Origin of the sequence: Caballeronia sp. INDeC2, assembly GCF_023631325.1 — a bacterium.
In the GTDB taxonomy this organism is placed as follows: Bacteria; Pseudomonadota; Gammaproteobacteria; order Burkholderiales; family Burkholderiaceae; genus Caballeronia.
In genome coordinates this window covers 1-21,843 of record NZ_JALQDG010000009.1, presented here as the reverse complement: position 1 = coordinate 21,843, position 21,843 = coordinate 1, and the positions used below count along the sequence as shown (strand labels likewise).

22 protein-coding genes are annotated in these 21,843 nt (G+C 64.0%); 14 read left to right on the top strand and 8 right to left on the bottom strand.

Annotated features, from left to right (window positions below; all coding sequences use genetic code 11):
• Window positions 1–35: 35 nt before the first annotated feature.
• From NCS28_RS07440 to NCS28_RS07420, 5 genes are all read left to right on the top strand, one after another.
• Window positions 36–1,316, top strand: a complete 1,281-nt coding sequence (locus tag NCS28_RS07440) for an MFS transporter (RefSeq protein WP_250513220.1) — start codon at window positions 36–38, stop codon at window positions 1,314–1,316.
• Between the two features lie 707 nt (window positions 1,317–2,023).
• On the top strand, window positions 2,024–2,992 hold the full coding sequence (locus NCS28_RS07435) for a 2-hydroxyacid dehydrogenase (protein ID WP_250513219.1): 969 nt from the start codon (window positions 2,024–2,026) through the stop codon (window positions 2,990–2,992).
• A 104-nt stretch (window positions 2,993–3,096) separates the two neighbouring features.
• Complete coding sequence (locus tag NCS28_RS07430; RefSeq protein ID WP_250513218.1) at window positions 3,097–4,176, top strand: LacI family DNA-binding transcriptional regulator; 1,080 nt, start codon at window positions 3,097–3,099, stop codon at window positions 4,174–4,176.
• A complete protein-coding gene (locus tag NCS28_RS07425; RefSeq protein WP_250513217.1) occupies window positions 4,177–4,968 on the top strand; it encodes a YhfC family intramembrane metalloprotease in 792 nt (263 codons plus the stop codon).
• Window positions 4,969–5,008: 40 nt separating this feature from the next.
• A complete protein-coding gene (locus NCS28_RS07420) occupies window positions 5,009–5,374 on the top strand; it encodes a DUF3022 domain-containing protein (protein ID WP_250513216.1) in 366 nt (121 codons plus the stop codon).
• Here the strand turns inward: NCS28_RS07420 and NCS28_RS07415 are convergent.
• Together NCS28_RS07415 and NCS28_RS07410 are read right to left on the bottom strand one after the other, a co-directional pair.
• Window positions 5,371–5,799, bottom strand: coding sequence for a PGDYG domain-containing protein (locus tag NCS28_RS07415; RefSeq protein WP_250513215.1), 429 nt, complete (start codon window positions 5,797–5,799; stop codon window positions 5,371–5,373). The genes NCS28_RS07420 and NCS28_RS07415 overlap by 4 nt on opposite strands.
• A 113-nt stretch (window positions 5,800–5,912) precedes the next feature.
• Window positions 5,913–6,431, bottom strand: coding sequence for a Spy/CpxP family protein refolding chaperone (locus tag NCS28_RS07410; RefSeq protein ID WP_250513214.1), 519 nt, complete (start codon window positions 6,429–6,431; stop codon window positions 5,913–5,915).
• Window positions 6,432–6,593: 162 nt separating this feature from the next.
• Between NCS28_RS07410 and NCS28_RS07405 the strand changes: the two genes are divergently transcribed.
• From NCS28_RS07405 to NCS28_RS07395, 3 genes are all read left to right on the top strand, one after another.
• A complete protein-coding gene (locus NCS28_RS07405) occupies window positions 6,594–7,484 on the top strand; it encodes a LysR family transcriptional regulator (protein ID WP_250513213.1) in 891 nt (296 codons plus the stop codon).
• Window positions 7,485–7,605: 121 nt separating this feature from the next.
• Window positions 7,606–8,061, top strand: coding sequence for an Lrp/AsnC family transcriptional regulator (locus NCS28_RS07400; RefSeq protein WP_053568293.1), 456 nt, complete (start codon window positions 7,606–7,608; stop codon window positions 8,059–8,061).
• 158 nt (window positions 8,062–8,219) lie between these two features.
• Complete coding sequence (locus tag NCS28_RS07395) at window positions 8,220–9,329, top strand: saccharopine dehydrogenase family protein (RefSeq protein ID WP_250513212.1); 1,110 nt, start codon at window positions 8,220–8,222, stop codon at window positions 9,327–9,329.
• Between the two features lie 6 nt (window positions 9,330–9,335).
• On the opposite strand, the gene NCS28_RS07390 is transcribed toward NCS28_RS07395, so the two are convergent.
• Entirely contained in the window at window positions 9,336–9,917 is a 582-nt protein-coding gene (locus NCS28_RS07390; protein ID WP_250513211.1) for a P-loop nucleotide/nucleoside kinase family protein, read from the bottom strand.
• A gap of 32 nt (window positions 9,918–9,949) precedes the next feature.
• A complete protein-coding gene (locus tag NCS28_RS07385) occupies window positions 9,950–11,263 on the bottom strand; it encodes a cation:proton antiporter (protein ID WP_250513210.1) in 1,314 nt (437 codons plus the stop codon).
• Between the two features lie 205 nt (window positions 11,264–11,468).
• Between NCS28_RS07385 and NCS28_RS07380 the strand changes: the two genes are divergently transcribed.
• Window positions 11,469–12,851, top strand: coding sequence for an FAD-containing oxidoreductase (locus NCS28_RS07380; RefSeq protein WP_250513209.1), 1,383 nt, complete (start codon window positions 11,469–11,471; stop codon window positions 12,849–12,851).
• A gap of 42 nt (window positions 12,852–12,893) precedes the next feature.
• Here NCS28_RS07380 and NCS28_RS07375 read toward each other — a convergent pair whose 3' ends face one another.
• The 3 genes from NCS28_RS07375 to NCS28_RS07365 form a co-directional block, all read right to left on the bottom strand.
• Window positions 12,894–14,135: an MFS transporter gene (locus tag NCS28_RS07375; RefSeq protein WP_250513208.1), complete on the bottom strand. Its 1,242-nt coding sequence runs from the start codon at window positions 14,133–14,135 to the stop codon at window positions 12,894–12,896.
• Window positions 14,136–14,166: 31 nt separating this feature from the next.
• On the bottom strand, window positions 14,167–15,348 hold the full coding sequence (locus NCS28_RS07370; RefSeq protein WP_250513207.1) for a hypothetical protein: 1,182 nt from the start codon (window positions 15,346–15,348) through the stop codon (window positions 14,167–14,169).
• A gap of 123 nt (window positions 15,349–15,471) precedes the next feature.
• Entirely contained in the window at window positions 15,472–16,038 is a 567-nt protein-coding gene (locus tag NCS28_RS07365) for an ankyrin repeat domain-containing protein (protein ID WP_250513206.1), read from the bottom strand.
• Between the two features lie 356 nt (window positions 16,039–16,394).
• Here NCS28_RS07365 and NCS28_RS07360 point away from each other — a divergent pair, with 356 nt between their 5' ends.
• The gene (locus tag NCS28_RS07360) at window positions 16,395–17,042 is read left to right on the top strand and encodes a DUF938 domain-containing protein (protein ID WP_250513205.1); all 648 of its coding nucleotides are present in this window, start codon (window positions 16,395–16,397) and stop codon (window positions 17,040–17,042) included.
• 12 nt (window positions 17,043–17,054) lie between these two features.
• Here NCS28_RS07360 and NCS28_RS07355 read toward each other — a convergent pair whose 3' ends face one another.
• A complete protein-coding gene (locus NCS28_RS07355) occupies window positions 17,055–17,984 on the bottom strand; it encodes a DMT family transporter (protein ID WP_250513204.1) in 930 nt (309 codons plus the stop codon).
• Window positions 17,985–18,080: 96 nt separating this feature from the next.
• Between NCS28_RS07355 and NCS28_RS07350 the strand changes: the two genes are divergently transcribed.
• The 4 genes from NCS28_RS07350 to NCS28_RS07335 all read left to right on the top strand — a co-directional run.
• Window positions 18,081–19,001: a LysR family transcriptional regulator gene (locus NCS28_RS07350; RefSeq protein ID WP_250513203.1), complete on the top strand. Its 921-nt coding sequence runs from the start codon at window positions 18,081–18,083 to the stop codon at window positions 18,999–19,001.
• A 131-nt stretch (window positions 19,002–19,132) separates the two neighbouring features.
• Window positions 19,133–20,290, top strand: a complete 1,158-nt coding sequence (locus NCS28_RS07345) for a Rieske 2Fe-2S domain-containing protein (protein WP_250513202.1) — start codon at window positions 19,133–19,135, stop codon at window positions 20,288–20,290.
• An 82-nt stretch (window positions 20,291–20,372) separates the two neighbouring features.
• Window positions 20,373–20,648, top strand: coding sequence for a hypothetical protein (locus tag NCS28_RS07340; protein ID WP_250513201.1), 276 nt, complete (start codon window positions 20,373–20,375; stop codon window positions 20,646–20,648).
• A 551-nt stretch (window positions 20,649–21,199) separates the two neighbouring features.
• A partial coding sequence (locus NCS28_RS07335) for a porin (protein ID WP_250513200.1) occupies window positions 21,200–21,843 on the top strand: 644 nt, incomplete at its 3' end.

The window sequence follows — 21,843 nt, the reverse complement described above, 5'->3', positions numbered from 1 at the left end:
CCGAGAACTCAACCGAATTGCGTTCGGAGACAACCATGCAATCCACGACTCCCAAGCTCGCCGTGCGCCGCTGGTGGGCGATCATGCCGATCGTCTTCATCACGTACAGCCTCGCGTATCTCGACCGCGCCAACTACGGCTTCGCCGCGGCCGCGGGCATCAACCAGGATCTCGGTATCAGCAAGGGATTGTCGTCGCTGATCGGCGCGCTGTTCTTCCTCGGCTACTTCTTCTTTCAGATTCCGGGCGCGATCTATGCCGAGCGCCGCAGCGTGAAGAAGCTCGTGTTCTGGAGCCTTGTTTTGTGGGGCGGCTGCGCGACGCTCACGGGCATGGTGAGCAACATTCCATCGTTGATGGCGATCCGTTTCGTGCTCGGCGTTGTCGAGGCAGCGGTGATGCCGGCGATGCTCGTCTTCATCGCGAACTGGTTCACGAAGTCGGAGCGCTCGCGCGCGAACACGTTCCTGATCCTCGGCAATCCGGTGACGGTGTTGTGGATGTCGGTCGTATCGGGCTATCTCGTGAATTCGTTCGGCTGGCGGCATATGTTCATCGCCGAAGGTGCGCCGGCGATCGTCTGGGCGGTGATCTGGTGGTTCATCGTGAAGGACAAGCCGGCGCAGGTGAACTGGCTCACGGACCAGGAAAAGAACGATCTCGACGCGACGCTGCGCGCCGAACAGGCCGCGATCAAGCCTGTGAAGAACTATCGCGAGGCGTTCAAGTCGCCGGCGGTGATCAAACTGTGCGCGCAATATTTTTGCTGGAGCATTGGCGTGTATGGTTTCGTGTTGTGGCTGCCTTCGATTTTGAAGAGCGGTTCGACGCTCGGCATGGTCGAGACGGGCTGGCTCTCCGCGGTCCCGTATCTCGCCGCGACCATCGCGATGTTGCTGGCTTCGTGGGCTTCCGACAAGCTTCAGGCGCGCAAGGCGTTCGTGTGGCCGTTCCTGCTGATCGGCGCGGTTGCGTTCGCGGGATCGTACTTGCTCGGTTCGACGAATTTCTGGGCTTCGTATGCGTTGCTCGTGATCGCTGGCGCGGCGATGTATGCGCCGTATGGGCCGTTCTTCGCGATCGTGCCGGAGTTGCTGCCGAAGAATGTCGCCGGTGGGGCGATGGCGCTCATCAATAGCATGGGGGCGCTTGGGTCCTTCGTTGGGTCGTATTTTGTTGGCTATTTGAATGGGGCGACCGGGTCGCCGGCGGCCTCATACGTGTTTATGAGTGCGGCATTGTTGCTTTCGGTTTGGCTGACTTTGGCTGTGAAGCCGCAGGGTGCGGTTCGTTCTGCGGTTGCTGTGCGGTCTTGATTTTCTTGGGTGGATCCCGTTTTGTTTTTGGTTTATGAGCACTGCCCCTGTGCGGGGCGGCGGTCACTTTCTTTGGCTGGCGCAAAGAAAGTGACCAAAGAAGGCAGATCGAGAAGCCCGCGGTCACACGCAGTTTAGCCATGCTTGCCGAGTGATCGTGGTCTGCCTAAGTGTCGCCCTCACAAAACTAACCGGGCTTGGATCGCGCACGGTCTGCCGCCCGAGAAATTCAAGCGCGCTGGTTCAGCACCGATTAGCTTCGGCACAGCGCTACGCGTTGCCGCCGGGTCACAAGGGAAACCATCGTTGTACGTATGCAGTGCATTGAGATGGCGGTCTTAGCAAGGAAGCACGCGCGGACCCGATTGGCCGGTCGGCCGCGAAGCGGGCTGGAACTATCTGGTGCTGAACCGGTGTCCTATGAGCACTAGCTAGTCAGACCGTGCGCGATCCAAGCCCGGTTCTGCTTGTGGGGGCACTCGCTACTCTGGGTGCCATTGGGTCAATTGCCTGTGCCGCGGCCGGTGTGAAGTGCTTAGGCTGGGTATAGCTGCTTTCTTTGGTTACTTTCTTTGCAGCAGCAAAGAAAGTGACCCCCGCCCCGGGGAGGGGCAGTGCAAATAGACCGACAAGAAATCAGGATTTCACAGAAGCCCCAACCGACCCCAAACCGACCCCAACCGACCCCAAACCGACCCCAACCGACCATGACGAAGAAAATCGTAGCCTACAAAGCTTTGCCTAAAGACATCGAAACGTACCTCCGCAGCCATGCAGACGTAGTCAATGTCGATCCAAAAGACCAAGCGGCGTTCATAGCCGCACTAAAAACCGCCGACGGCGCCATCGGCGCGAGCATAAAGATCTCCCCCGACATGCTGGAAGGCGCCAAAAACCTGAAAGCGCTATCAACAATCTCGGTAGGCTTCGATCAATTCGACGTCGATGACCTCACGCGCCGCGGCATCGTGCTCACGCACACACCCGACGTGCTCACCGAATCCACCGCCGACACCGTCTTCGCACTGATCCTCGCAAGCGCGCGCCGCGTCGTCGAACTCGCTGAATGGGTGAAGGACGGCCACTGGACGTCGAGCATCGGCGAGTCGTGCTTCGGCGTCGACGTACAGGGCAAAACGCTCGGCATCGTGGGCCTCGGACGCATCGGCGGGGCAGTCGCGCGCCGCGCCGCGCTCGGCTTTCGCATGAACGTGCTCTACACGAATCGCAGCGCCAACGAGCAGGCGGAAAAAGAATTCGGCGCAAAACGCGTCGAGCTCGACGAACTCCTCGCGCAATCCGACTTCGTATGCCTGCAAGTGCCGCTCACGCCGCAAACGCGCGGTCTCATCGGCGCGAACGAGTTGCAGAAGATGAAACCCAGCGCGATTCTGATCAACGCATCGCGCGGGCCGACCGTCGATGAAACCGCGCTCATCGAAGCGCTCAAGAACGGCACGATTCGCGGCGCGGGCCTCGACGTGTTCGAGCAGGAACCGCTGCCCGCCGATTCGCCGCTGCTCGCGATGAAGAACGTCGTCGCGCTGCCGCACATCGGCTCGGCCACGCACGAAACGCGTCACGCGATGGCGCGCAACGCCGCCGAGAATCTCATCGGGGCACTGGACGGCACGCTCACGCAGAACATCGTCAATCGCGACGCGCTCGTGCGCTGAAAGCGTAGGGTCGGGCGGGCATGCGCTAACATGCGCGATGCGAGGAGAACGATAACGACGGCGTCGCGTCCCGCTTGACGGCGAAGCGCGCGCCCACGACCACTATGTCCGACGATCCCACATTGACGAACCGCCCGGCCGCATTCGGCGCACGCCGCGCGACGATCACCGATGTCGCCCGCGAAGCCGGCACCGGCAAGACCAGCATTTCGCGCTATCTGAACGGCGAAACGGGCGTGCTGTCGCCCGACTTGCGCGAGCGTATCGAGGCCGCCATCGCGAAGCTCGACTATCGGCCGAACCAGATGGCGCGCGGCCTGAAGCGCGGGCGCAATCGCCTGATCGGCATGCTGCTCGCCGATCTCACCAATCCGTATTCCGTCGAAGTGCTGCAAGGCGTCGAGGCCGCGTGCCACGCGCTCGGCTACATGCCGCTCATCTGTCACGCGGCCAACGAAATCGACATGGAGCGGCGCTATCTGCAATTGCTGACGACATATCGCGTCGAAGGTGTGATCGTCAACGCGCTCGGCGTGAAGGAAGAACTGCTGCAAGGCTTCGCGCAAGGCGGCATTCCGGTCGTGCTCGTGGATCGCTCGGTCGATGGTTTCATCACCGACATGGTCGGGCTCGACAATCCCGCAGCCGTGCAGCTTGCTACGCGTCATCTTGTCGATGAAGGTTTCGACGAGCTGCTGTTCATCGTGCAGCCCGTCACCCACGTGAGCTCGCGGCGTCTGCGCGAAGCCGCATTTCGCGAGACCGTTAACGCGCTCGACGCTACCGGCTCGACGCTCGTGATCGATCTCGCCGATGCATCGCCCGCGCTCGCTGAACTCGATACGCGCGTCGCGGCGGCGAAAGCGGCGGGCCGGCGCGTCGCGCTCTTCGCCGCGAACGGGCCGGTCGCGTTGCGCGTCGCGGTGCATCTGAAGGAGCGTCATGGCGCGGACTGGCAGGCAAGCGTCGCGCTCATGTCGATCGACGATTCCGAATGGGCGCAACTCGCGGGCATGACGACCGTGCGCCAGCCGACGTACGATATCGGCCGGCGCGCGGTCGAATTTCTTCACGAACGGCTCGGCGGCGCCGCGATGCCCGCGCGCGAATGCCTGCTGCCGGGCGAACTCGTCGTGCGCGCATCCACGACGCGAGAAACGCAACAAGCATCACAAGGAATCTGAATGGTCAGTGTTTCGACGTTGCTGAGCCTCGCGCTCGCGACGCTCATCATCGCGGCGATGCCTGTCGTGCTGTACACGAAGCTGCGGCCGCGTTTCGGCATCGTTCCGCGCGAAGCGATTCTCGGCATCGCGGTGTTCGCGCTCTTCGCGATGGTCGTCGAACGTGCGTTGCACGGCTTCATGCTGAGCAATCCGGTCACCTCGGCGTGGCTCGTGAATCCCGCGATCTTCGTGATCTACGGCGCGATCGCGGCTGGCTTGTGCGAGGAAGTCGGACGCTTTCTCGCGATGAAATGGCTCATATCGCGCGAACCGGCTGCGCTCGATCGTCATGGGCCCGCGCTCGGCTACGGCATCGGGCACGGCGGGGCGGAAGCGTGGATCGTCGGCGTGCTCGTGCAGGTGCAATGGATCGTCTATGCGGTGCTCGCGAATCGGGGCACGCTCGACGCGCACTTCGAGAGCGCGCCGCTCGAAGCGCTCGCGCGCATTCATCTGGTTCTGATGAGCTTGTCGCCGGTGTCGGCGGGTATCTTCGTCATCGAACGCGCGAGCGCCTTCGTATTGCAACTCGGCTTTTCCGCGCTGATGTGGCAGATGCTGCGCGAGCGCTCGCGTCATGCGCTCGCGTTGCTCGTGGCCGCGCATGCGCTCGTCGGTTTGCCTGCCGCGCTTTTTCAGGCGCGTCTAGTGCCACTCATCGCCGCCGACGCCGTGTATCTCGTGCTCGGCGTGATCGTCGCGGCGGCGCTCGTGCGCTACTATCGGCGTGCCGCCGCTCAGATCGCGTGAACGCGACCGAGGCGGCGCTTCAATCGGATATCGATATCGAATGGACGACTATCAATACGACTGTCCGAGCGCGGACATCGACATGCTCGCGCACGTGATCTGCGATCTCTTTCCCGAGCAGACACAATTCGCCGAACGCAAGGACGACGAGGGCCGCACCTCGCTCGTGATTCACTACGTGGCGATGCGTTTCGGGTCGAATGCGCGGCGCATCACGATCGACGTGCGCTTCGATCCGGCCGCGCTCGCGCGTTATCGCGCACTGCCGCAGCGCATGCACGCGCGCAGCTACGCCGTGCTGCGCGCCTATGTGGAAGCAACGCTCGGGTCGCTCGAAGAGATGTACGCGGACGGCCGGACCGTGCCGCGCGAAGTGGACATCGAGATGGGCGAAGACTTCGCTTAAGCCTCGCGATAGACCTTCGCGAAGCGCGCCGCTTTCACGACGCCATAGTCGCCCGGCGCGTATTGCATGACCCAGTCGCCGGCCTCGCCGGTGAGGATGTCGCCGGCCGCGGATCGTGCGATCGAGAAGGGCTCGTGCATCTCCTTCGCAAGCACGACGCTCGGACGATTGCGATACGTGCCCGCCTCGCCATGCGCGATGCCGCCTTCGGGCACGTATTTGGCATCGAAGCGCTCGCGCGACACGACCCAGCGCTCGCCGCTGCCGCCGGTGACGATCGCGTCGTCCTTTGCATAACGGTTCGGGCCTTCGAGGCTCATGAGTTCGCCCGCGGCGGCCGCGAATTCGACGGCGACGGCTTCGTCCTTCACGACGCGGCGCGCGGCGGGATCGGTGGCGAGATCGAGTTGGGAAAGATGGAGCATGGTGCGGTCGGGAGTTGCGCAGCGGGATCGTAACGGCATTCGCGCCATTTTGCACCCGGCGGACGAAAAAAAACCCGCATCGCGCGATGCGGGTTCTTGGACGTAGCGATCGTTCAGGGCTTGGTCGTCGATGCCGCGTCGGCACCCGCCGCATGCGGACGACGATGCGCACGGCTGTGCTTCGCCTTGCCATGCTCGTCGCGGAAACTGGCATCGGCGAGTTTCTTCTGCTCGGGCGAAAGGCTCGCGTAAAGCGGCTCGAAAGCTTCGACCAGGCGCTTCGTGCCGTCCGCGTTCGCTTGCGTGATCTGCTCGTATTGCTTCATGTCGTCGAGCGCGGACATGGTGTCGCGTTGCGCGATGCGCTGGCGATACAGATCGGCCATCGTGCGGCCGTTGTCGCGCATCACATCGGCGAATTTCGACCACTGGTCTTCCTGCTGCGGTGTGATCTTGAGGCTCGAATGCAGATCAGCGATACGCTCTTCGACGCGCGCCTCGCGCTTGTTGGCGGCCGGAGCGGACGACGCGGCCTGCGCAGCCGGCGACGATGCCGCGGCGGGCGCCGACGTCTGCGCGAAAACCGGGCTCAATGCGCACAAAGCGGCCAATGCAACGAGTGTTCTTTTCATTCGGGTTACCTTCGTTCGATAGGGAAGCGGCGTGTTTCGTAAGCTGCGCTGAAAGGCAGCGCGATGACACGCCATCGGCGGATATTAGTATCACGATTGCATGCGGATTCGCGTGCTTTGCCACAACTGCTTACATTCGAAACGTCTCTGGAAATAAACGCATTGGATACCTTGTTGAGCATGCGCGTCTTCGTCGCCATCGTCGAGGCCGGAAGCCTGAGCGCCGCTGCCGAGCGCTTTTCGATATCCGCGCCGATGGCGGGCAAGCATCTGCAGGCGCTGGAAGCGCGGCTCGATGCGCGCCTTCTCGTGCGCACGACGCGGCGTCAGAGCCTGACGGAGATCGGCCGGGAATACTATGAGCGCTGCCGTCGCATCCTGACAGAGGTCGATGCCGCCGATTCGCTCGCCGAATCGATGAGCGCGACGCCACGCGGCGTGCTGCGCGTGACCGTGCCGCTCACCTACGGCGTGCGGTTCGTCACGCCCGCCGTGACCGAGTTTCTCGCGGCGTTCGGGCAGATCAGCGTCGAGCTCGATCTGACCAACCGCATCGTCGATATCGTCGAGGAAGGATTCGATGCGGCCGTGCGCATCGGCACGCTCGCCGATTCGAGCTTCGTCGCGCGCCCGCTCAAGCCGTATGCGATGACGGTGTGTGCATCGCCTGCCTATCTCGCGCGCGCGGGCACGCCCGCTACGCCCGCCGATCTCGCGAGTCACGAGTGCCTGGGTTTCGTGCATCTGGGCCGTGAGGCGGGCTGGCGGCTCGAAGGCGAGGACGAAGCCATGCACACGCATCGCACGCAGTCCGCACGCTTTCGCGCGAACAACGGGCAAGCGCTCAAAAAGGCGGCACTCGCGGGATTCGGTCTCGTGCTTCAGCCGCATGCGCTCATCGAAGACGAGTTGAAAAGCGGCGCGCTCGTCGCGGTGCTGCAGGATTGCCTGCCGAAACCGTCGCCCGTGCATCTCGTCTATCCACGCGATACACGCGCAACGCCCAAGCTCGCGAGCTTCGTCGACTTCATGGTGACGAAGCTGGGCGTCTGATCGTCCGATCGCAGGTTCGTTTCACGATGTCTCGGCGATAATGCGAAGCACAAAACGCCGTATGCCAGAAACGCATTCAAAACGCATAACGCAAAACACAAATGCCAAGGGAGACGCCCATATGAGACCGCCGCGCCTCGATCAGCTCGACGACATCGATCGCAATCTCGTCGCGCTCCTGCAGATGAACGCGCGCGAGAGCGTCGCGAATCTCGCGCGGCAACTGGGCGTCGCGCGCACGACGGTGATCGCCCGCATTGCGCGGCTCGAGAAGAACAATGTGATCGCGGGCTATGGCGTCAGGCTCGGCCAAGACGTGCTCGATGCGAGCATTCAGGCGTATGTCGGCATCAAGCTCACGCCGAAGTACGGCCGTGATTTGCAAAAGCGCTTCGCGCGCATGCCGGAGATTCAGTTGCTCTGCGCGGTGAGCGGCGAATTCGATTACGTCGCGTGGCTGCGCGCCGATTCCCCCGACCGGCTGAACGACCTGCTCGACGAGATTGGCGCGCTGGAAGGCGTCGAGCGGACCACGACCTCGATCATCCTCGCGCGCAAGATCGATCGCGCCGGTTGAGCGCGTGCGCTGCATATCGCAGCATTGAATCGTCGAAACGACGAAAACTATCGTCGAAGCGCATCATTTTGTGTCTAGGATCAATATTCGCACGCTCCTAAACTGTGTGAAGAAGGGCATCGCATCGCCCGCCATCCGCACACATCAAGGAGATGAATATGAAAGTGGCCCTCGTCGGCGCCGGATTGATCGGTCAAAGCATTGCCCATTTGCTGCGTGAGACGGGGGACTTCGAGGTCGTCGCTTTCGATCGCGACGAACACGCGCTCGCGCTTCTCGATGCCGAAGGCATTCCGACGCGCCGCGTCGATTCCGCCGATACGCCCGCGCTGCGTCAGGCGTTGATCGGCTTCGACGCACTCGTCAACGCGCTGCCGTATTACCTCGCGATCAACGTCGCGTCGGCGGCGAAAGCGGCGGGCGTGCATTATTTCGATCTGACCGAGGACGTGCGCGCGACCCATGCGATCCGCGCGATCGCCGACGATTCCGAGCTCGCCTTCATGCCGCAATGCGGTCTCGCGCCGGGTTTCATCGGCATCGTCGCGCACGATCTGGCGAAGCGTCTCGACGACGTGCGCGAAGTGAAAATGCGCGTCGGCGCGCTGCCCGAGTTTCCGACGAACGCGCTGAAGTACAACCTCACCTGGAGCATCGACGGCCTTATCAATGAATATTGCCAGCCGTGCGAGGCGATCCGCGAAGGACGCACGCAATGGGTGCAGCCGCTCGAAGGCGTCGAGCATTTCTCGCTCGACGGCATCGAGTACGAGGCGTTCAATACGTCGGGCGGACTCGGCACGTTGTGCGAAACGCTCGCGGGGAAAGTCGAGACGCTCGACTACAAGTCGGTGCGCTATCCGGGGCATCGCGACCTGATGAAATTCCTGCTCGACGATCTGCGCATGTCGACAGATCGCGACGGTCTCAAGGCGATGCTCAAGCGCGCGGTGCCGTCGACGGCGCAAGATGTCGTATTGATCTTCGTCACGGTAACGGGCATGCGCCGCGGGCAACTCGTGCAGGACGTCTTCACGCGCAAGATCTTCGCGAAGGACGTCTGCGGCGTGCCGATGAGCGCGATCCAGATCACGACCGCCGGCGCGATTTGCGCGGAACTCGATCTCTTCCGTGAAGGCGTGCTCCCGCAAAGCGGCTTCGTGCGTCAGGAGCAAGTGCCGCTCGACGCGTTCCTGAACAACCGCTTCGGCAAGCTGTACGAAGGCGCGAATGCGGTCGCGACGGCGCGGCAACTGGCGGCTGCCTGAGCGTCGTTACGTCGCGATCAGGCGTGCGAGTAATGCGTCGCACGCCTGATCGGACGGCGCGGTGTTATCGAACATGACGAGCGTCTCTGCGAGCGCCGCGTCCGGCACGAAAAGCCGCTGCCGATATTCATCCCAATGCCCGAGCTTGTACGCATCGTTCGGATCGCCACGCGCGACGATGCGCTCGCGCGCCACGTGCTCATCCACGTGCACCCACACGACGCGAATGGCGACATCGTCGTCGATGCCGAGCCACGCGCGGTCGAAGAGACGCGAGCTGCGCACTTCGCGCGTAAGCGGCGCGACGATCGCGACACTCACGCCGAGCGCGAGATTTTCAGCGGCGGTATCGACGAGACAGCGATACTCGGGATCGCGAAAATGCTCGATGAAAAGCGGGCTGTCGCGATCGTGCGGATCGCCGGTCAGCGCGCCGATGGCAGCGGCACTGTAGGCGCCGTAGAGCGTGTCCTTGTCGAGCAGGCAGAAGGGCTCGCCGGTCGCCCGCATGAGCGGCGCGAAAAGCTGTTTCGCGAGCGTCGTCTTGCCGGTGCCCGCATGGCCGCAGAAGAAAATCAGATGCTTCACGCCTGAACGCTCCTCGATTGAAGTTGCGAAGCTCATTCATCCGAGCGCGTGCGTTGATAACGCTTCATGAGCGGCGTGGCGGTGATGCCATGCACGATGACCGAAGCGGCGATGGTAGCGATGACGAGCGGCACGAGCGGCGCGGCCACATCGCGCGGCGCATGCTCGAGCGCATAGAGTAGATAATAAAACGAGCCGACGCCGCGTATGCCGAACCAGCTCATGAGCCGCCTTTGCGCGCCCGTCGCATTCGAGCCGATGAGCGATACCTCGACCGCCGCGGGCCGCAGCACGAAGAAGAGCGCGACGATCAGCGCTGCGGCCTTCCACGTGAACAGGTCGCGCCACATCGTCGCGAGCACGGCGCCGACCATCAGCATGACGGCTACTTCGGCGATGCGTTCCAGCTCGATCGTAAAGCCGTGCACGCGCTCGGCCATGAACGCGTGCGCGCGTTCCGGATCGGAGGCGGCGGCTCCGACATCTTCCGCGTCGATGTTGCCGACCGCCTGGCGCGCGGATTTGCCGCCGCTTTCTTTCTGTTCGACACGGCGCATAGAAAGGCCGGCGGCGAAGACCGCGAGAAACGCGTAGGTATGCAGCAACTCGGCGACGCCATACGACAGCGCGATCAACCCGAGCGCATAGAATCCCTCCGGCCCGAGCGCTTCGCCGTGGCGCGTGCGCAGATAGGCGACGAGCCGCACCGACAACGCGCCGAGCAGCCAGCCGCTTACGAGCGCGCCCGCGATGCCCCATATCGCCTGCAGCGCGAAGTGCCAGAGCGACGCCTCGTTCGAGTTCGCCCCGAAGTTGCACACCGCGATGCCGAGCAGCGCGAAGGGCAGCGCAATGCCGTCGTTGAGGCCGCCTTCGCCCGTCAGCGAAAAGCGCAGCAGATCGACATCGCCGGGGGCTTCCACCTGCACGTCATGGGCGAGCACGGGGTCGGTCGGCGCGAGCATCGCGGCGAGCAACAGCGCCGGGCCCCAGTCGAGCCCGAGCGCATACGCGGCGAAGAGCGCGAGAACCGCGACCGTGAGCACCATCGCGAAGAAGCCGAGCCGGACCGGCAGAATCCAGATTCGGTCGGTCGGCGGAAGACGCAGCCGCAGGCCGATCGCGAACAGCGACACGAGCATCGCGACTTCGGTGATGCGCCTCAGAACGGTTGCATCGTTCGCGAGGTCGAGCGACAGCAGATTGGCCGCGCCGGGGCCCATCGCGAAGCCGATCGCGAGATAGAACATCGCGGTGCTGATCGGCAGGCGCTTGAACGTCGAGCTGGCGAGGCCCATGAAAATGAGCACGCCACCGACGACGAGAAACCAGATCGTCTCGATCATGAATGCCTTCGGGCTGCGGTGCTGATGGTTGAGCGGAGCGCGCCGTGACAGGCGTCACGTTCTCGTCAAAGACAGCACGCGCCATGCCCGTGGCCGAAAAGAGCGCTTCGGGCAAGGACGCTGCCTGCCTCTCGACTTGCGCGTAAGATGCATGTCGATCACGGCATCGCGATTCTTCATCCGCTACATTTCACGGAGAACCAGCATGGCACAGCACTTCGATGCGGTCGTCATCGGCACGGGGCAGGGCGGCTCCCCGCTTGCCGTGCGGCTCGCGCAAAGCGGCAAGCGCACGGCCGTGATCGAGCGGCATCTTTTTGGCGGCACCTGCGTGAACGTCGGCTGCACGCCGACCAAGACCTATGTCGCGAGCGCGCGGGCCGCGCATGTCGCGCGCACGGCGGCGCAGTACGGCGTGATGATCGGCGGCGATATCACCATCGACATGGCGCGCGTGAAGGCGCGCAAGGACGAGGTGATCGGCGGCTCGCGCACGGGCATCGAAAAGTGGCTGCGCGGGACGAAGAACCTCACCGTGTTCAAGGGACATGCGCGCTTCACGCAGCCGCATACGCTCTCGATCGAGGCCGCCGACGGCTCGACGCAGGACGTCGACGCCGGTCTCGTCTTCATCAACACGGGCACGCGCGCGGCGGTGCCGAGGATCGACGGACTCGAACGCGTGCCGTATCTGACCAACTCGACGATTCTCGAACTGACCGAAGTGCCCGAGCATCTCGTGATCGTCGGGGCGAGCTATATCGCGCTTGAATTCGGGCAGATGTTCCGGCGCTTCGGCAGCCGCGTGACCTTGCTCGTGCGCGGCGAGCGCATTCTGACGCGCGAGGACGAGGACGTCGCGCGCGCGATGCAGGACGTGCTCGCGCGCGAGGGCGTGACGTTCCGGTTCGGCGCGCAGATGGAGCGCGTGGAGCCGTCGGCGGGTGGCGTGCGCATTTTCAGCGGCGATGAAACCATCGACGCATCGCATTTGCTCTTTGCGACGGGACGCATTCCAAACACCGACGATCTCGGTCTCGCGCATGCGGGCATCGAGGTGAACAGGCACGGCATGATCGACGTGGACGGGCAGTTGCGCACCAAAGTGGAAGGCATATACGCGCTCGGCGATGTGAACGGGCGCGGCGCGTTCACGCATACGTCGTGGAACGACTACGAGATCATCGCTTCGAATCTGCTCGATGGCGAGTCGCGCAGCGTAGATACGCGCATCATGGCTTATGCGGTGTTCGTCGATCCGCCGTTCGCGCGTGTGGGGATGAGCGAGGAAGAGGTGCGCAAGGACGGCCGCGAGGCGCTCATTGCGACTATGCCGATGTCCCGGGTGGGGCGCGCGCGGGAGCGCGGTGAAACCGATGGCTTCATGAAGGCGCTCGTCGATGTGCGCACGCAGCGGTTCTTAGGCGCGGCGATTTATGGCATCGAAGGGGATGAGGTTATTCATACTTTCATCGATGTTATGAATGCGGATGCGCCGTTCATTACGCTGCAGCGGGCTATGCATATTCATCCTACTGTGAGTGAGTTGGTTCCAACCTTGCTTGAAGGACTGAAGCCGTTGAGGTGATTGTTTTGGTTTCGCCAAGGCCTTAGGGCCAAAGCAGGGGCCCTAAACCCCCACCGAGGGCTTCGCCTCATCCTCGGCCACGACGTGCACAGTCCGCGTCTCCGGCATGGCCAGCCAGACCATCAACACCGCAAGGGCCCCCGCCCCGGCGAGTCCAAAGAAGCTCATCGCGGTACCGAAGCGATCGGCGGCAAACCCGGCAGCAGCCGTCGACAACGTCGCCCCAACCCCCGCCGCAAGGCCGAAAAACCCGATCGTCAAGTTGTAATGCCCGCGCCCGCCCGCGACATCGGCCGCAATGAGCGGCAGCATCACGCCGAACACCGCAGCACTGATGCCATCGAGCATCTGCACCGGCACGAGCAGGTAAGGGCTGCTGACGCCCGCGAACAGAATCGCCCGTATCGGCAACGCGCAGAACCCGAGAATCAGCACCGGCCGGCGGCCCCATATCTGCGCCTGTCGTCCGACCCAAGGCGACAAAGCCGCCACGATGAACTGCGGCACGATGATGCAAGCCGCGATTACGAGTTGAACGTTGTCGCCCATGTGCGCGGTCACTTCGCCGGCGGCGAGATTGAGCATCGCCGCGTTCGACAGATGGAACAGCACCACGCACGCCGCAAAAATCAGCAGGCGCCTGTCCTTCAGCAACTCGCGCAAGGATTCGCGCTCTTCGCCCTCGGGCGTGAGTTTCGGCTTGCCGGGCGGTGCGCGCGGCACGACGGGCGGCGCATCGTAATGAATCATGCGCAGTGCGAAGATCGCCGGCAACGCAAGCGCGGCGGTCAGAAAGAACACCGAGCGCAGCGACAGATACTCGCCGAACGCGCCCATCAACGCCGCGGTGAGCGCGCTGCCGATCGACGCCCAACGCGCATTGCGGCCGAGCCGGTCGCCGAGATCGGCGCGCGAGACGAGGGCGAGCGAGATCGCCGCCATCGCAGGGACGAGCATGCAACTCGCGAAGCCGTGCAGCACTTCGGCGGCGAAGACGGGGACGAACGTCGGGCTCGCGGCGAGCAGCAGCGCACTCACGATGATCGCGATGATCGCGGAGAGCGCGGCGAACTTCTTGTTGCGCATCGCATCGACGAGCGCGCCTGCCGGCAACTGGCTCGCCATCGCGCTGATCGTGCCGACGGAGAGCATCAGGCCGATCTCGCCCTGCGTCCATTTGTTGGCCGCGAGGTACGAAGCAATGAAAGGGCCGAAGCCGGTCTGCACGTTGGCGACGAAGAAGTTCAGCCAGTCGAGCGCGCGCAGACTGCGTGCAATTACCATATCGTGAATCGGTTCTCGATGTCGTTATCCGTTATCTGGCCGGGCGCGCGCCCGAAGCCTGCGTCTGCGCCGACGCCGCGTTGGAAGCCGTGGCGCCGCTCGCGCTGGCCGCGCCCGACGAAGCCGGCGCCGCGCTCGCGGCCGTCGCCGGCGCGGGCACGATGGGCGACACGATCTTGATCGGCTGCTCCGGCGCGTAGGTCGGCGCGGCCTTCAGTTGCGCGTCGGTGAAATCCATCTGCAGTTGCCATTGCTTGTTGCGCGAGAGCACATGCAAGTCGCCCCAGTTGGCCGCGACATGCCGCTTGTCGCCGGCGAGCGAGCTGGACAGATCGAGCACCAGCGCCTGAGGCTGCGCCTGAGCATCGACGAGCACATCCACCACGCGTCCGATGCGCGCGCCATTCTTCTGCGACACCGTCGAATCGACGAGTTGCATGAAATTCGCCGGCGCTTCCGCGACGGGCTGCGGCTTCGGCACCGGATCGGCCGGTTTGCCCTTCGCGGGCGGCGCAGGCGGCACGAAGGTGATCGGCGCGGTCTTCGAGTTCGGCATGAAGCGGAAAGCCGTCCACGGGAAATTGACCTTGCGGTCGCCGACACCGAGGAAGCCCGCGAGATTCACCATCAGGAGCTTCGGCTTCGCGGATCCGTCGACATACATGTCCACCGCACGGCCGACGACCTTGCCGTCCGGGCGCTGCACCTCGGCATCGAGCAGGCCGTGCAACTGATCGTGCTGCATGATGCGTGTCGAGATGATCTGCGGCGGAGGCGGCGGCTCGGGCGGTTCCGGCGGCGGCGCAACGGCCGGCTCGGGCGGCTTCGGCTTGACGACGCGGCGCTTGGGCTTCGGGGCCGGCGTGGACTTCACCGTGGACGCCGGCTCCGGCGCCTGCACGGCGGGCAAGGGCTCTTCGGGCTCCCCTGAACCGGCTTCTTCGGGAGCCGGGATATATGAGTGCTCGACGATCGGTGCGGGCACTTGCTTGGGCATCAGCCCGCATGCGGAAAGCGTGAGCGCGGCGGCGACCGGAAGACTCGCGGTGAGACGCAGCGCGCGCAACGTGCGCACAATGACGACGATGAGCGCCGCCACGCGCAGCATCCAGCGTGCGGCGCAATTGAAGGCGCTGTCCGCCCGACACGCTCGCGCAGGCGCGTGAAGGCCGATCGGCGACGCATCACCCCGATGCGAGATACCGCCTGTCATCGCAAAAGCTCCATGGTTCCGGGTCACCTGCTTGTCTGGTTTGTTGGATCGGTGGTGGTCAGATCGATTCGACGTGCGCGAGGCGTCGTTCGTTCAGCGGATTGAATAATGCATGCGATGTCCTCACGCTTCAGGCGGCCGCGTGCGCTGATCCGATGCCTTTGCAAGTCGTGCCGCGGTGTCGGGCGCGCCCATCTTCTCGGCGGCGTCTCGCGCGGAGAAGCCACCGGCGTCGCGCGCCCCCGGATCCGCGCCGCGCGCGATCAGCAATTCGACGATCTCCACGCGGTTGAACATCGCCGCGATCATCAGCGCCGTGCGTCCATCGGGCGATGCGCCTTGGACATCCGCGCCATGTTCGAGCAGCGTTTCGATCACGTCCGTGAAGCCCTTGAACGCAGCGCCCGCGATCGGCGTCTGGCCGTTGTCGTTGCGCAGGTTCGCGTCGGCACCGTGCTCGAGTAGCACGCGCACCGCGTTCGCGTGGCCGTGGTAGCTCGCAAGCATCGCGAGGCTGTCGCCCTTGTCGTTGCGCAGATTGGGCGGCAAGCCCTTGTTCAGCAGCGCGTCGAGCATCGCGGCATCGCCACGGCGGGCGACATCGAACACTTCGCTCGCGAACGCGATCATGTCGTCGTCGGGGCCGTCGTTCGATTGCTTCGCCGGGTTCCGGTTCTGATCGTGCTGCATGATTCACTCCATTTCGATCGCGCCGCGTGCGCGGTTCTGAATTCGTCGGGATGCGTTCGGCGCGCGTGTCGCGCCGCGCCTGCATTTTGAATGCACGTTGAATGCATTCAATCTGGCATTCGGAAGGCAACTCGCATGCATGCAAAATGCGAAAGCGGATGCGGGATCAACCGGGAGCATACACAGGTTTGCTTGCAGCCCGTGGTTTCCGGGCGGGCGAGTGGCACGAAGCGGCAGCACGAATCGCGCCATGTCGATGGGCTTTCGTGCGCCGAGAGCGCGCTGCTTGACGCTTCTTCACACGTCCCGTTAGGCTCGAAGTGACTTTCACTCTACGCGCGCATGCGCCATCGCATATGAATCAGGCTCCATCCGGCTCGGGCGACACCGCGCATTCCGTTACCACCGTGCGTCGCCGCGCGCCCGCCGCCGAACGCAATCGCGATGCGATTCTATCGGTCCTTGCGCGCGTGCTGCCAGGAAGCGGCGTCGTGCTGGAGATCGCGAGCGGCACCGGACAGCACGCCGTGCATTGCGCTGAGGCGCTGCCGGGCATCGTCTGGCAACCGAGCGATCCCGATGCCGATGCGCGCGATTCCATCGTCGCCTGGCGAGTTCACGCAGGCCTCGCGAACCTGAACGCGCCGCTCGCACTCGACGTGCTGAACGACGATTGGGGCATCGTGCAGGTGGCGGCCATCGTGTGCATCAACATGATCCACATCGCGCCGTGGGAGGCCGCCGAGTCGCTCTTTCGCGGCGCGGGCGCGCGATTGACAGCGGGGGGCGTCCTGTACCTGTACGGGCCGTATCGGCGTAACGGTGCGCATACCGCGCCGAGCAACGAAGCCTTCGATCGGCAATTGCGCGCACGAGATCCGCGTTGGGGCGTGCGCGACATGGAAGCGGTCGAGGCGCTGGGAGAGAAGGCCGGCTTGACGCTCGTCGAGACGGTCGCGATGCCGGCCAATAACTTCAGTGTCGTGTTCGAGAAGCGGGCTTGAGGCAGTCCGCGTTCACGCTTCGCCCGGGCGCGCCATGAACATGTCGCGCCACGGTACGGTCGCCATCAGCGACGCCGCGACGATCATCGCGCCGCCGATCCAGCCCGCCATCGACACATGTTCGCCGAGCCATGCGCACGCGAAGAGCGCGCCGAACGCGGGCTCGCTGCCCATCAGGAGGGAGACGCGCGTCGGACTGCTGCGGCCGATCGCATAGTTTTGAGCGAAGAACGCGAAGAGCGTGCAGGCGAACACGAGGTACAGCACCGAGCCCCAGAACATGCCGTGACCGGCGAGCGCGGGCAAGGGCTGCCACTGCGACGGCGCGAACACCAGCGCGATCAGCGCGCTCCCCGATGCGACGACGCCCGCCTGCACGGCCGTCACGGTGAGCGCGGGCAGCGGCGCCGCGCGCATCACGCGCTTGGTCACGCAAACCGCCAGCGCGCGCAGCACGGCGGCGGCGAGGATTAGCCCATCGCCGAAATTGAAGTCGAAGGACAGCGCTCCGTTGCCTGCGAGCAGCCACGCGCCCGCGAACGACACACCGACCGCGAGCCACTCGGCCGTGCCGGGACGGCGTCTCAACAGCGCCCATTCGATGAGCGGCGTCAGCACGACGCACAAGCTGATGAGAAATGCGGCGTTCGCGGCGCGCGTATGCAAAACACCAAAAGTTTCGGCCAGAAAAATCGAGAGCAGCAGCAGGCCGAGGACGAGCACGCCGCGCAACGTAGCCGCGCTCGCGTGCCGCAGATGACGAAGGTTCACGGCGAGCAGGCAGAACGTGACGCCGAAGCGCAACGCGAGCAGCGCGAGCACCGGATAAAACGCAAGCGCGGTCTTGACGATGCCGTAACTGCTTCCCCAAACCATCGCGACGACGAAGAGCAGCAGATCGGACAGCGGAAGCAGGCGTCGGGCGGGCGATTCGATAGTCATGCGGCGGCTCCGGTATCGAAAGCCGTCATTGTCGACTGATGCGCACGAAGCGATAATCCGGTTCAGGCGCACAGCTTTTTTGTCGTGAATGCACAAATGAATCCAGCCGAGCTTTTCGACCTGATGCCCGATATGGCCGTGTTCGCGCGCGTGGTCGACGCGGGCAATTTCTCGGTCGCGGCACGCCAACTGGGCAGCACGCCATCGACGGTGAGCCGCCAGATCAAGCGGCTCGAAGAGGCGCTCGCCACCCGCCTGCTCGAACGTTCGACGCGCAAGATCCGCGTGACCGAGTCGGGCTTCCAGGTGTATCGCCATTGCCGCGACATGGCGGCGGCCGCATCGGGTGCGGTCGATGCCGCCGGGCAGTCGTCGGGCAAGCCGCAAGGGCGCGTCGTGCTGTCCGCGCCGACGGCGTATGCAAAATCCGTAATTCATCCGCTCGTGCCGGCTTTTCTTGCGGCGTATCCGGATGTCGATCTGCAACTCGTCTTCGCCGATCACGACATCGATCCGCTCGACAGCGACGTCGATCTCGTCATCCGCGCGACGAGTCATCCGCCGCAAGGGCTCGCCGCGCGTCCGCTCGGACGTGTGCGCTGGCTGCTGTGCGCATCGGCGCAATATCTGCGGGAGCGCGGCGAGCCGCTTCATCCGCGCGAGCTTGCGCATCACGATTGCATTCATCTGGGCGAAACCGCCGACGATAACCGCTGGCGCTTCACCCGAAGCGGCGAAACGGTGACGGTCGCGGTGCGCGGGCGCTATATCGCCAATCATGCCGGCGCACGGCTGGAAGCGGCCGAAGACGGGCGCGGCATCGCGACGCTGCCGGATTTCGCCGCCCGCGATGCGCTCGCGTCGGGCACCGTGCAGGCCGTGCTCGCGGATTGGGAAATGCAGGCGCGCGCCTATCAGGGACCGGTGTGGCTGCTTTATCCGCCGAACCGTTTTCTGCCGCCGAAGGTGCGCGCGCTCATCGATCATCTGCACGCCCATCTCGGCGAGCAAGCGTGAAGTGCAGCACCGCGCCGGCCATTCGGGACGCGCCGAAACGATCGACGCCGTGTAGACTGCGAATGGTCGTTCAATGCGCCGCGTGTGAATGCGGCGCTCAATCCGATCTCCCTTCATCGGAGGCGTCGTACATGCACGCAGCGTTGCCGCAGGGCGAGCAGGAAGCCGGTTCCATCGATACACCGACGAGGCCGCCGCGCGATCTGCGCCGGGTCGACATTCATCCCGATCATTGGTATCCGCTCGCGTGGTCGCGCGAGGTGAAGACCGGTCATGCGCACGGCGTGCGCTTCGCCGGCGATCCGATCGTGCTCGTGCGCACCGAGTCGGGCAAGGTGTTCGCGCTCGAAGACCGCTGCGCGCATCGGCAGGTGCCGTTGTCGGCGGGTGTCGTCGACGGCGAATCGATCCGTTGCTGCTATCACGGCTGGACCTACGACTGCACCGGCCGCTGCACCGATATCCCCTATCTCGGACGCGAACGCCTGCCCAACGGCGTGCGCTCGTATCCGTGCCGCGAGGCGGGCGGCCTCATCTTCGTGTTCACCGGCGACCCGGCGCGCGCCGAGGCCGCGAAATTCCCCGAACTCGGCTCCGCCACGGATCGCGCCTACAAGACGCGCCGCTTCGGCCGCGAAGTGAAGTGCCACTATTCCTTCATGCACGAGAACCTGATGGACATGAACCATCAGTTCCTGCATCGGCGGCAGATGGGCAGCATGCGCGCACGTTCGCTCGGCAGACGGCGCGGCGAGGACTGGATCGAAGTCGATTACGTCTTCGCGCGCGAGGCGGGCAAGCAGCCGATCGGCGAGGCGCTCGTCTTCGGGCAAAAGCGCGGCGCGAAGCCCGACGACGGCGGCAAGGACGTGATGACGATCCGCACCGAATACCCGTATCAGACGCTCAAGATCCGCACCAAGGACGACACGATGGTGATGAATCTATGGATCGCCTACGTGCCGCTCGACGCCGAGCAGCGCACGAACCGCACTTTCGGTCTCTTGTCGATCCGCCGCCCGAAGATTCCCGGCCTGCTCGATGCCGCGTGGCCGCTGCTGGTCTGGTTTACCGAGCGCATCTTCAAGGAGGATCGGTGGATCGTCGAGCGCGAGCAGGAGGCGCATGACCGGCAGGGCGCGGACCATAACCACGAGGTGTTTCCGGTCATCATCGAACTGCGCGCGCTGCTGACGGAGCGCGGCGTGCCGCACGGCGCGGGCAGAAGCGCGGGCGACACGCGCCGCGTGCACTTCATCCAGCCGATCCAGGAACTGCCCGCATCCTGAGATGTGCGGCGATGCGCCGATTGCACGCTGAGCGCGGTGGCGCTATACAGAAGACACGGACCACACACGGAGGACCATCACCATGAACAGCGACCCGACCAGGCCGCGCGACGACGACGCATCGGGTATCGGCGAGGCGCATCCCGAAGTCGAGCATTTCGATGCGGCCATTTCCCACGTCGACGAATCGTACGCGGCGGGCAAGATGGCGGCCGGCGCGGCGAAGGGCATTCTGTACAGCATCATCGAGACGCTCGGCACGCTAGTCGGCGATCCGGATTTGCCTTCGCACGCGCGTTCGGGCTATGAAGGCTTGCTCGAAACGGCGCGCGAACTTCGCTCGAAGATCGAGCACTAGCCGTCCGATCGGGCGGCGCAAGCTTGCAGCGCGTTCGCCCGATGTTCATTTTCGTGTTTGCGCATCGTCGGGTAGCTTTCGAAATATTTGCGATGCGCGGCCGCGTCTTGTCGCTTGGAAAAAAGTAAATACGGCGAATTTCCGGGCAATCCGTTCCAGCTTCCCCCATCCCCTCCGCTGATCCAGCCGCGCACCGACCGCGCAGGCCTTGCGCAGTAGGGCCCACGCGTCTTTCCATAACGAACGAACGATCCATTGGAGCGGTCAGGCGCGCCATGGGCCGGCCTCGTTCAAGCTGCCCGCACGCCACGTTTCTGACAGCTTTTTGTCAGTTTCATGCCCCGATTGCCCAATATCTGCGTGCCCGAAAATACTGGTTAACCAGACAGTGAAAAAAAACGACACTACGTGTGTCTTTCTTTCCCATTCGGTCTGTAAGCCATACACTTGCCATCGATAAAAGTTACGAGTTGAAACATAACAAAGTTGCCAAGGCGGCACCGGTTCCACGACTCGCACGCAAGTACTTGCCCACCGCTTGAGGAGAAAAAATGAAGGGTTTCACGTTGACCAAGGCCGCGGTCGTCGCAGCCACGGCATTCGCAGCCGCGGCACCGGCGTTCGCGCAAAGCAGCGTCACGCTGTACGGTATCGTCGACGATTCGATCGTCTACCAAAGCAGCCAGACGAACCTGGCCAAGACGAACCCGGGCCGCTCGAACGTCAAGATGGCGTCGGGTATCTGGGCGGGCAGCCGCTTCGGTTTGAAGGGCGCGGAAGATCTGGGCGGCGGCAACAAGGCGATCTTCCAATTGGAATCGGGCTTCGACATCAACAGCGGGCAACAGCAGTTCACCAATGCGATGTTCGGCCGCCAGGCGTGGGTCGGTTTGACGAACCCGGGCTACGGTACCGTGACTTTGGGCCGTCAGTACACCTCGTACTACACGCTGCTTTCGCCATATAGCCCGACGAACTGGCTGACCGGCTACTTCGGCGCCCACCCGGGCGATCTTGACGGTTTGGACACGATCTACCGCGCGAACAACTCGGTCGTCTATACGTCGCCGAAGTTTTACGGCTTGACGGTGAGCGGTTCGTACTCGTTCGCGGGTGTGCCCGACAGCGTGTATCAAGGCTCGACCTGGTCGGCGGCGATCCAGTATCAGCAAGGTCCGATCGGTGGTGCGGTGGC